This window comes from Burkholderia sp. LMG 13014 (assembly GCF_905232215.1).
Lineage (GTDB): Bacteria > Pseudomonadota > Gammaproteobacteria > Burkholderiales > Burkholderiaceae > Burkholderia.
In genome coordinates this window covers 1-9555 of sequence record NZ_CAJNKE010000212.1, presented here as the reverse complement: position 1 = coordinate 9555, position 9555 = coordinate 1, and the positions used below count along the sequence as shown (strand labels likewise).

Below are 9555 nucleotides of genomic sequence, written 5' to 3'. Positions count from 1 at the left end.
CCGCCAAGCAGCAGGCTGCCGCCGAAGGCAGCGGAACCGCCGAGGAAGGCGCGGCGGGAAAAACGTTCGGTCATGAGTCGTCCTGTAGCGAAATCCCGGGCGTGCGCGGCGCGCACGACGGGTCGAAAGCGAATGCGTACGTCATCCGGGCTGCGGCGCCACGTCGGCCGCCCCGTATGGCGACGGGGCCAGCGCCCGCACATCGAAGCCATGATCGGGATCGAGCAGCGGGAACAACAGATGCGCGACGCGATGCGCGTCCTCGATCAGCGGGAAGCCGGACAAGATGAACGCGTCGCAGCCGTGCGCCGCGTATTCGTTCGTCACGCGGCTCGCGCCGCCACGCGTTCGCGCGCGGCATCGAACGCGTGCGCGTCGAGCCACGCCGGCACGTCGACCGGCTGTGCGATGAAGCCCCAGCGATGCAGGAACGCGCTGAATTCCGTCAGCGCGCGCACCGCGATCGGATCGAAGCCGGTGCGCAGCCGCAGATGCGCGTCGTCGCCGTATGCGACGCGCACCCAGTGTTCGCTGCTGTTGGTTTCCCACGCGAGAAAGCGGCGCGTGTCGTCCGGATGCGCATGCGCCCACTGCTCGGCGAGCAGCACCTGTTCGACGATCTGCGTCGCCGCGTCGAAGTGGCGGTCGAGCAGATGCGCGTCGACGCTCAACGTGCGCGGCGTGCCGTTGTTGACCCGCAGCAGCGGCTCCGGATGCGCGCCGATGTCGATCACCGTGACCAGCCCGAGCTGGCTCGCGAGCTGTGCCGCGTGCGCGCCCTTCAGGAAGATCGCGTCGACGTCGCCGCGCAACAGTCCGAGCAGTTCAGGATGCTGCGCGCGCGGCACGCCGCCGAATTCGAGCGGCCCCTGTCCGGTGCGGCCCGGCGCATCGCTGTAGGTGCCGCCGATGTCGAAGTCGATCCGCTCGACATCGGCCGCGGAGCGGCCCTCGGTGCTCAGTGCGTTGTCGATGCCGCGCAGCGCCTGCGCGCGCGTGAAATCGATCTGCACGTTCCGCCAGTTCGGCAGGCCAAAGCGCCGGCCGACGAGATCGCGCACCGTGCGGATCCGCGTGTCCGGACGCGTCAGGATCAGTTGCGTCTCGTCCGCCCACGACAGCCCGATCACGCGCGTGTCGCGTCCGGCCGCGCGCGCCCAGATCGCCGGGATGCTGCCGCCATGGCGCACCGAGTTGCGCAGTGTGTGATCGAAATGCGATTCGCGCACCGCCTGATCGTCCGACTCGCGCAACGACTTGACGACGGTGTGCCGAGCCGCGAAGCTCGCCTCCAGCCAGCCGCGCTGCATGGCAATGCCGAGCCCGGTCGGCACAGGACAACGGGTGTACCACAACGTATCGAGCGGTGTGTTCATGTATGCGTTTTCCAGACAGGGTTGACCACATGCGTGCTGCAAGGGTGCAGCCGGCACGTGCCGTACATGCGTTCCTCGAAGGCCGCCACATCAGAACGCCAAGAGCGGCCGATAACGTACGTTGGTCATAAGCAGAAAACGTGCCATGCAGAGTCGAGTCGCCTGCATCGTTTACCGTACGGGGATGCGGATGATCATCGGCCTTTGCCTGGACATCCGGGCATGATGCTCACGCAACAAATTACGACGCAAACTGTTGCGCCTCGTGCAGAAGACGGTCGCGTTCGACCATTTTCTCCGCATGAGCTAGATGGACGCCCAGTCGGACGAGTATCTTTCCGGGCAATGCAAGGCAAGCGAAGACATTCAACGTGAGAAGCAATCGAATCCAGGCGCTGCGCCGCAAACCGGTGATAGGCGCGAATCAGCACGCGTTGCGGCACCGGCGCAACCGTCCCCGCGCCGGCGAACGATACCGGCGGTCAGCACGACAGCAGCAGGCAGACGATCGCGCGGACGCTCATGCCGCGCCTCGCGCAATGGCTGCGCTGCTTGCCTGCGCAACCAGTTCCGCATGAATTCGCTCGACATCTTCTCGCGTGCACAACGCCGTGCCGGGATGCTCGACCGACGCGGCCGATGCCGCCAGCGCATAGCGGCACGCATCGTCGAACGGCACGCCGCGCGCCAGCGCCCAGACCATCCCGCCGACAAAGCTGTCGCCGGCGCCGACCGTGCTGCACACCGTCGCCGGCCTGCCGGGCAGGCGCAGCGCACGCTCGCGCGTGGCGACCCATGCACCGCGCGCGCCGAGCGTCAATGCAACGATCTCCGCCCGCCCTTGCGCAACGAGTTCGCTCGCCTTTCGGCATGCCGACGCTTCGTCGAGCGGTTCGCCGGCCAGCGCGCTCAGTTCGGCGAGACTGGGCTTCACGAGATGAACACCGCTGTCGAGAGCCGCGCGCAGTGCCGGGCCCGCGGCATCGACGACCACCCGGCTGCCGTTTTCGGCGGCCGTGCGCGCGAGCGTCGCATACAGGTCGTCCGGCGCGCCGGGCGGCAGGCTGCCGCTCAGCACGAGATAGCGCGGCGCGGGTTGCAGGGCCGCGATGCGGGTCGCGCAGTCGCGCCACTCGGCTGCCATGACCACCGGCCCTGGCATCAGGAAGCGGTATTCCCGCCCCGTCGCGGTCTCGGTCACGCAGACGTTCTCGCGCGTCTCGCCGGCGATTCGCATGCACACGGCCGGCACCTGTTCGGCTTCGAGCAGCCGCGTCAACACGTCGCCGGTCGGGCCGCCCGCCAGGTATAGCGCGACGCAGTCGCCCCCGAGCCGGTGAACGGTCCGTGCGACGTTGATCCCGCCGCCGCCTGGGTCCCGCCGTGGCCGCGCGCAGCGCATCTTGTGCGTATCGACGATGTGCTCGACCGATGTCGAGACATCGATGGCCGGATTCAACGTGACGGTAACGATCTCGGTCATGGCGCGGAATCGGTAAAGGGTGCTGCGCGGGCTTGCGCGTCGGACGGCCGCGGCCGTGACGGGTGCCGGCCAGCGGCGCTGGCCGGCTCTTGCGTCACTTTACGTGCCCTCCTTCGCACGGCATTGACGACCATCAAGCCAGATCGCAACGGCGCCGGATTGCGCTCGATCAACGACGCGGGCGGGCACGCCCTTACAGTGAGTCATCCATCGTCACCGAGCGCCGCCATGGACGAGCAGCCGCTTTGCACCACCGTGTTCGCCGAGCGCTATGCGCAGCCCGGCGAAACGTCGCGCACAGCCGTATTCCATCGCGTCGCGCGTGCGCTGTCGCTCGCCGAGCCGCCCGCGCTGCGTGCCCAGGCCGAGCGCGCGTTCTTCCTGAACCTGCAGCGCGGCGCGATCGGCGCCGGCCGCATCCTGGCGAACGCGGGCGCCGGGACGGGCGGGACGATGATCAACTGCTTCGTCCATCCGCTCGCGGTTCCCGTGGACATGCCGCTGCGAGGTGTCGACGCGGCACTCGCGCAGGCGCTCGACGAAGCCCGGCTCACGCTGCTGATGGGCGGCGGAATCGGCTACGACTTCTCGCCGGTGCCGCCTGCCGGCGCGTACGAACGCCGCCTGTCGTCCGAACGCGGTGCATGTGCGGCGATCGACCAGTTCGATGCAATGTGCCGCGCCCTGCCGTTCACCGGCCCGCGCCGTGGCGCGCAGATGGGCGTGCTGCGCTGCGATCATCCGGACCTGGTGGCATTCGTCACGGCCAAGCGCGGGCGCTCGCGCTGGCCGACCTTCAACCTGTCGGTCGGCGTCACGGACGCGTTCATGGAAGCGGTCGCGCACGACCTGCCATGGGCGCTCGTCCATCACGCGCCGCGCCACGCCGCTGCCGGTGCGTCACCCCGGCGGCCGGACGGGCGCTACCTTCACGCGACGGTTCCGGCCCGCAAGCTGTGGCACGAGATCGTCAACGCCGCACGCGACAGTGCGGAACCCGGGCTGCTGTTCCTCGACACGATCCGCGACGCGAATCCGCTGCGCGAGCACGAGCGGATCGACGCGACGAACCCGTGCGGCGAACAGCCGCTGCCGCCCTACGGCAGCTGCGTGCTCGGGCCGATCGACCTGTCGCGGTTCGTGCACCATCCGTTCGGTGTCGACGGCAAGCCACGCTTCGATTTCGCGACGCTCGCCGACGCGGTGCAGGTCCACGTCCGCCTGCTCGACGATGTGCTCGACCTGACCGCATGGCCGCTCGCCGCGCATGCGCACGAAGCGCACCGGACGCGGCGCATCGGTGTCGGCGTGACGGGGCTGGGCGACGCGCTGACGATGCTGCGGCTGCGCTACGACAGCGTCGAGGCGCGCGCATGTGCGCGCAGCATCGCGCTGACGATGCGCGAGCACGCGTTTGCCGCATCGGCCGCGCTGGCCGCCGAGCGCGGTGCGTTTCCCGCCTACGATCCGGCCGCTTACCTGACCGGCCCCGCGCACCGCATGCGCCTGCCGCTTAAGGTGCATCACGCGATCGCGCGGCACGGGCTGCGCAACAGCCATCTGCTGTCGTTCGCGCCGGCCGGCAGCGTGAGTCTCGCGTTCTGCGACAACTGCTCGAACGGCATCGAGCCGGCCGTCGGCTGGACGCAGCGCCGGATGGTCCACACGGCTGACAGACAGGTGCGCGCGTTCCGGGTACAGAACCATGCTTACCGGCTGTTTCGCGCACTGCACGGCGACGGCGTCGAGCTGCCGGACTATTTCGTCACCGCGGCCGAGATCGCGCCGATCGATCACGTCGCGATGCTCGCGGCGCTCCAGCCCTGCGTCGACGCCGGCATTTCGAAGACCGTGACGATGGACAGCCAGTGTTCGCTGGCCCAGGTCGACGCGTTGTTTTTCGCGGCATGGCGCGACCGGCTCAAGGGCATCACGGTGTTCCGGCCCGATCCTCGGCTTGCGTCCGTCGTCACCGACGATACGGCGCAACCGCATGAACGCACAGTCTGCATCGGCTGTTGAGCGGCCTGAACGTCGGTAGCGGGTCAGGCCGACGTGTCCGTTGTCGTTACCGGCTCCGCCTCGGCTCGCGCCGGCTCGGGCGCCCCGCCGCCATCTTCCGGCGGCGTAATGAGCGCCACCAGCGTGTCGTGATCGATCGACTCGTGCTGCAGCAGGCACCGCGCGATCCGTTCGAGCGCGTCGCGATGCTCGCCGAGCGTCGTCGCGACCCGCACGTGCGCGTCTTCGAGCAGCGCGCGCACCTCCTCGTCGATCATCTGTGCGGTGTGTTCGCTGCACCGGCCGTCACCCGGCGTCCACACGCCGGGCGAACCACCCTGCGGCGCCGCGTCGTCGAGCGTTGCCAGGCCGAGCTTCTCGCTCATCCCGTACTGCATGACCATGTGCCGCGCCAGCGCGGTCGCGCGTTCCAGATCGTTCTGCGCGCCGGTCGACACGTCGCCGAACGCGATTTCCTCGGCGACGCGGCCGCCGAGCAGCACGTCGAGCCGATCGAGCAATTCGCTTTTGCGCAGCACGTAGCGATCCTCGGTCGGCACCTGCTGCGTATAGCCGAGCGCCGCGATGCCGCGCGGGATGATCGACACCTTCTTCACCGGATCGCAATGCACGCGGCTTTGCGCGACGAGCGCGTGGCCCGCTTCGTGGTACGCGATGGTCCGCTTTTCGTCGTCGTTCATCACGCGGCTCTTGCGCTCCATGCCGGTCATCGCGCGATCGATCGCCTCGTCGAAGTCGGCCATGCCGATCGCAGGCTTGCCGAGTTCGGCCGCGTGCAGCGCGGCCTCGTTGACGACGTTCGCGAGATCCGCGCCGACGAAGCCCGGCGTGCGCTGCGCCAGCTCGGCCAGGTCAACTTCCGGAGCGAGCTTCACACGCTTCGTGTGCACGGCCAGGATCTGCTTGCGGCCGGTCAGGTCGGGCCGGTCGATCGCGATGTGGCGATCGAAGCGGCCGGGGCGCAGCAGCGCGGGATCCAGGATCTCGGGCCGGTTGGTCGCGGCCATGATGATCACGCCCGAATTGGCCTGGAAGCCGTCCATCTCGACGAGCAGCTGGTTGAGCGTCTGTTCGCGCTCGTCGTTGCCGGACATCAGGCCGACGCCGCGCGCCTTGCCGAGCGCATCGAGCTCGTCGATGAATACGATGCACGGCGCCTTCTGCTGCGCCTGTTCGAACAGGTCGCGCACACGCGCCGCGCCGACGCCGACGAACATCTCGACGAAGGCCGAGCCGCTGATCGTGAAGAACGGCACGGCCGCCTCGCCGGCCACCGCGCGCGCCAGCAGCGTCTTGCCGGTGCCTGGTGCGCCGACGATCAGCACGCCCTTCGGGATCTTGCCGCCGAGCCGCTGGTAACGTTCGGGGTTGCGCAGGAATGCGACGATCTGTTGCAGCTCGGCCTTCGCTTCGTCGATGCCGGCAATGTCGTCGAACGTGATGCCGGTTTCCTGCTGCACGTACACGCGCGCCTGGCTCTTGCCCATGCCGCTCAGGTCCCGGACCCCGCCCGGCCGGCGCATCATGAAGCTCCAGAACGTCACGAGGACGATCACCGGCAAAACCCACCCGGCCAGCGTTTCGAGCCAGCCCGAATCCGGCGCGCCGCGATAGCGGATGCCGGCAGCGGTCAGCGCGGTGACGAGACGATCGTCGGCCACCCGGTTGGTCGTGAAGCGCCATGGCGGGCCGGCCTTCTTCACGGCCGCCGCATCGGAGGCCGGCAGCGCCGCGCCGGCTACCGGCATGCGCAGCGTGCCCGAGATCGAAGACTGGCCGATGTCGAGATCGTCGACGAGCCGCGCATCGACCAGCCGGTGAAAGTCACTGTACGAGATCGACGTCGTTGCCGGCTGAGACATCAGTAGCTGATACGCCACCAGCGCGGCAAACAAGAACGGGATCAGCAGGCCGGAGTAATCGAATGATTTTTTCATGGCGTCGAACCGGTACGGCGGGCGCGGGCCCGCTCACGCATCGTCACGGGTCCATTGCGCACGCAGCATCGTCTCGCCGTCGCGATAGTTGAGCGCGAGACCGCCGCGATGCGCGTGCAGCAACGCTTCGCCCAGACGCCGCACCATATGCACGCCGGTGGTCCGGACGACGAGCGCGTCGCCGGCATTCGCGATCTCCATGATGCGTTCGAGCGCATGCTCGCTCGTCTCCAGATCGGCCTGCCGCGCGAGCAGCGCGAGGATCGACGACCGGTGCGCGCGCAGGTATGCGCCGTTCAGGACGAGCTCGCCGGCCGGCGCATGTTCCCGCGTGCGCTTGCAGGCCGGGCATTCGAGCTGGCGCCGGTCGAGCGGCGTCGCGTACCAGGTCCAGCGGCCCGCGTCGCACACGGCGCCGCAGCCTTCGCAGATCCGGTCGCCCTTCGGCCGCTTCGGATCGCGGTAACTGTCCCGGGTATGCGACTGCATGCGCTTGTCGCGGCGCAGGAGGTTTCGGCCGGGGCCGGAATTCGAACGGTTCATCGCGGTTTCTCCCAGGTAATGGACGGGGCGAACCGGCCGCTCAGGCCACGGTCAGCCGGTCGACGACCTCGCGCACGCCCCTGACCGACGCGGCCGCGCCGCAAGCGGCACGCCGTTCGGCCAGCGACGCGACCTTGCCCGTCAACGTGACGATGCCGTCGTCGGCGGCGATCGAGATCCCTGCGGATTCGCGCTGCGCGCGCCGCGCGAGCGCCTCGGCAATCCGCGTGCCGACGTCGGGCACCGTCTGGTCGGCGCGCACCCGGATGCGATTCGCGACGCCCACGACGCCGATCATCCGGCTCACCATCTTTTCCGCCGCCCGACTCTGGTATGCATGATCGACTTCGCCGTCGAGCGTCACGCAGCCATGATCGACCTCGACGCGGATCTTGTGATCGCGCAACGCCTCCTGCCAGCCGAGCGCGAACGTGATCGCGATCGCCAGTTCCTGATCCGCGCACGCGTTCTCCGGCGGCGTGACGTTCAGTTCGAGCACCAGCGCACGCGCATCCTCGACATGCAGCGCCGTTTTCTGCGCCTCGAGCTTCTGGGCCCAGCTGTCGACCGTGCCGCGCAACGTCACGACCCGGTCGCGTACGTCGACGTCGATCCGCCCTGCATCGATCGCCGGATTCCAGAACAGCGCCTGCTCGACATCCTGCTTGAGTGCTGCATCGGACTTCATTTCCGTCTCCCGTCGGGCCGTGCCGGTCGCGACATTCGCGATCGGCGATGGGGCCGCACCGAATTCAGCATCGCGCACGGCGGCGCCGGCGGGTTGACGAGGATCAATCAACGGCGTGCTGGCGGCAGCCGCCGTCGCGCGCGCTCAAGCCGGATTTTTCCGTTGACGCAGATCAACCGTGCGACGGGGCGCGACGCGATCATGACCCCGGACGCCCGAATTCCGTGGCGCCCCTACGTTTCGCATCGTTGCGACAGCCGCTCCCCGGGAGACCGTCATGAACCGCAGGCAATACCGAATCGCGCTTTCGACGCTCAGCGTGTTCATCGCGCTCGCATCGCTGGCCGGCATCATTCACGGGATGCTGTTCGACGAACGCGTGTTCAGGTACTCGATCGTCACGCTGATCCTGAGCATCCTCTCGTTCGTCATCCTGCTGAACCTCGCCCCGGGCGACCGGCCGTGACGCGCGCGACGGCGTCGGGTCCGGCCCAACCCGCCGGCCCGGAGTCATGCTCCAGCGCGCCTGTCAACCGAAGCACCGCTCGAAACGCAATCCCTCTGAAGTGATACAGATCAAGGGTAGGAGCATCAATCGTCGGATATAAGTGAACCCGAAGCGGCGACGTCACGAGGCGGCGCCACCCCGCGTTTCCGTATTCGCCGAGGCATCCCATGCGCGCCATCGCGCTTCCCGTCGTCTTCCGCATCGCAGCTGTCCGGTACGTGCGTTTCGTTGCGCTCGCAACGAGTATCGGCATGCTGTCCGGATGTCTGTCGCTCGCACCGCCGGACCGGCGCCCCACCGCGCCGATCCCCGCCGCCTTTCCGGATCCGTCGTCCGGCGCCACGCCTGCGGCTGCAACTGCGGCTGCCCCGGTGCCCGAGTGGCAGGACTACTTCGTCGATACGCGCCTTCGGGCGCTGATCGCGCAGGCGCTGGCCAACAATCGCGACCTGCGCGCGGCCGTTGCGCGCGTCGAACAGGCACGCGCCGTCTACGGCATCCGCAGCGCGGACCAGTGGCCGACAATCGGCGCCGGGGCGGCCTATGCGCGGTTTCGTGCACCGGGCGGGGTTCTCACGCCCTCCCCGTTCATCGGTCAGGTCTACGAGGTCCAGCTGGCCGAAACGCAATGGGAACTCGATTTCTGGGGCCGTGTACGCAACCTGAAGGACGCGGTGCTGCAGCGCTATCTCGCGAGCGACGCGGCGCGGCGTGCCGCCACGCTGAGCGTGATCACGTCGGTTGCCAACGCGTATCTGACGCTGTGCGAGTACGACGAGCGCATCGCGCTGACCCGCGCGACGATCGACACGCGCCGCGAGTCGCTGCGGATTTTCCGGCTTCGCCATGCGGCCGGCGCGATCTCCCGCCTCGACCTGACACAGGCCGAGATCCTGCTGCAGCAGGCGGAATCCCTCGGCGCCCAGTTGCAGCAGGCGCGCGCGTCGGCAGCCGATGCGCTGGCGTTGCTGGTCGGGGCGCCGCCGGATCTGGCCGGC

At 68.7% G+C, this 9555-nt stretch carries 9 protein-coding genes; 3 read left to right on the top strand and 6 right to left on the bottom strand.

Features of this window, described 5'->3' with window-relative positions; genetic code table 11:
- Positions 1 to 141: 141 nt before the first annotated feature.
- From JYJ84_RS20235 to JYJ84_RS20225, 3 genes are all read right to left on the bottom strand, one after another.
- Positions 142 to 327, bottom strand: a complete 186-nt coding sequence (locus JYJ84_RS20235; RefSeq protein ID WP_205184883.1) for a hypothetical protein — start codon at positions 325 to 327, stop codon at positions 142 to 144.
- Positions 324 to 1376 (bottom strand): ABC transporter substrate-binding protein, encoded by a 1053-nt coding sequence (locus JYJ84_RS20230; RefSeq protein WP_175220382.1) that lies wholly within the window; start codon positions 1374 to 1376, stop codon positions 324 to 326. The genes JYJ84_RS20235 and JYJ84_RS20230 overlap by 4 nt, the downstream gene beginning before the upstream one ends.
- A gap of 520 nt (positions 1377 to 1896) precedes the next feature.
- The gene (locus tag JYJ84_RS20225; protein WP_175220384.1) at positions 1897 to 2859 is read right to left on the bottom strand and encodes a 1-phosphofructokinase family hexose kinase; all 963 of its coding nucleotides are present in this window, start codon (positions 2857 to 2859) and stop codon (positions 1897 to 1899) included.
- A 228-nt stretch (positions 2860 to 3087) separates the two neighbouring features.
- On the opposite strand from JYJ84_RS20225, the gene JYJ84_RS20220 reads away from it, so the two are divergent.
- Positions 3088 to 4881 carry an adenosylcobalamin-dependent ribonucleoside-diphosphate reductase gene (locus tag JYJ84_RS20220; RefSeq protein ID WP_175220386.1) on the top strand — a complete coding sequence of 598 codons (1794 nt, stop codon included), beginning with the start codon at positions 3088 to 3090 and terminating at the stop codon, positions 4879 to 4881.
- Between the two features lie 23 nt (positions 4882 to 4904).
- Here JYJ84_RS20220 and ftsH read toward each other — a convergent pair whose 3' ends face one another.
- Genes ftsH through JYJ84_RS20205 form a run of 3 tightly spaced genes read right to left on the bottom strand, consistent with a single transcriptional unit; the run spans position 4905 to position 8049 of the window.
- Positions 4905 to 6818 (bottom strand): ATP-dependent zinc metalloprotease FtsH, encoded by a 1914-nt coding sequence (gene ftsH, locus JYJ84_RS20215; protein ID WP_175220388.1) that lies wholly within the window; start codon positions 6816 to 6818, stop codon positions 4905 to 4907.
- Between the two features lie 33 nt (positions 6819 to 6851).
- Positions 6852 to 7361: a BCAM0308 family protein gene (locus tag JYJ84_RS20210; protein ID WP_175220390.1), complete on the bottom strand. Its 510-nt coding sequence runs from the start codon at positions 7359 to 7361 to the stop codon at positions 6852 to 6854.
- Between the two features lie 40 nt (positions 7362 to 7401).
- Positions 7402 to 8049, bottom strand: a complete 648-nt coding sequence (locus JYJ84_RS20205) for a BON domain-containing protein (RefSeq protein WP_175220392.1) — start codon at positions 8047 to 8049, stop codon at positions 7402 to 7404.
- A gap of 277 nt (positions 8050 to 8326) precedes the next feature.
- Here JYJ84_RS20205 and JYJ84_RS20200 point away from each other — a divergent pair, with 277 nt between their 5' ends.
- Positions 8327 to 8515, top strand: coding sequence for a DUF2964 family protein (locus tag JYJ84_RS20200; RefSeq protein WP_175220394.1), 189 nt, complete (start codon positions 8327 to 8329; stop codon positions 8513 to 8515).
- Between the two features lie 209 nt (positions 8516 to 8724).
- On the top strand, positions 8725 to 9555 hold an 831-nt coding region (locus tag JYJ84_RS20195; protein WP_205189404.1), incomplete at its 3' end, for a TolC family protein.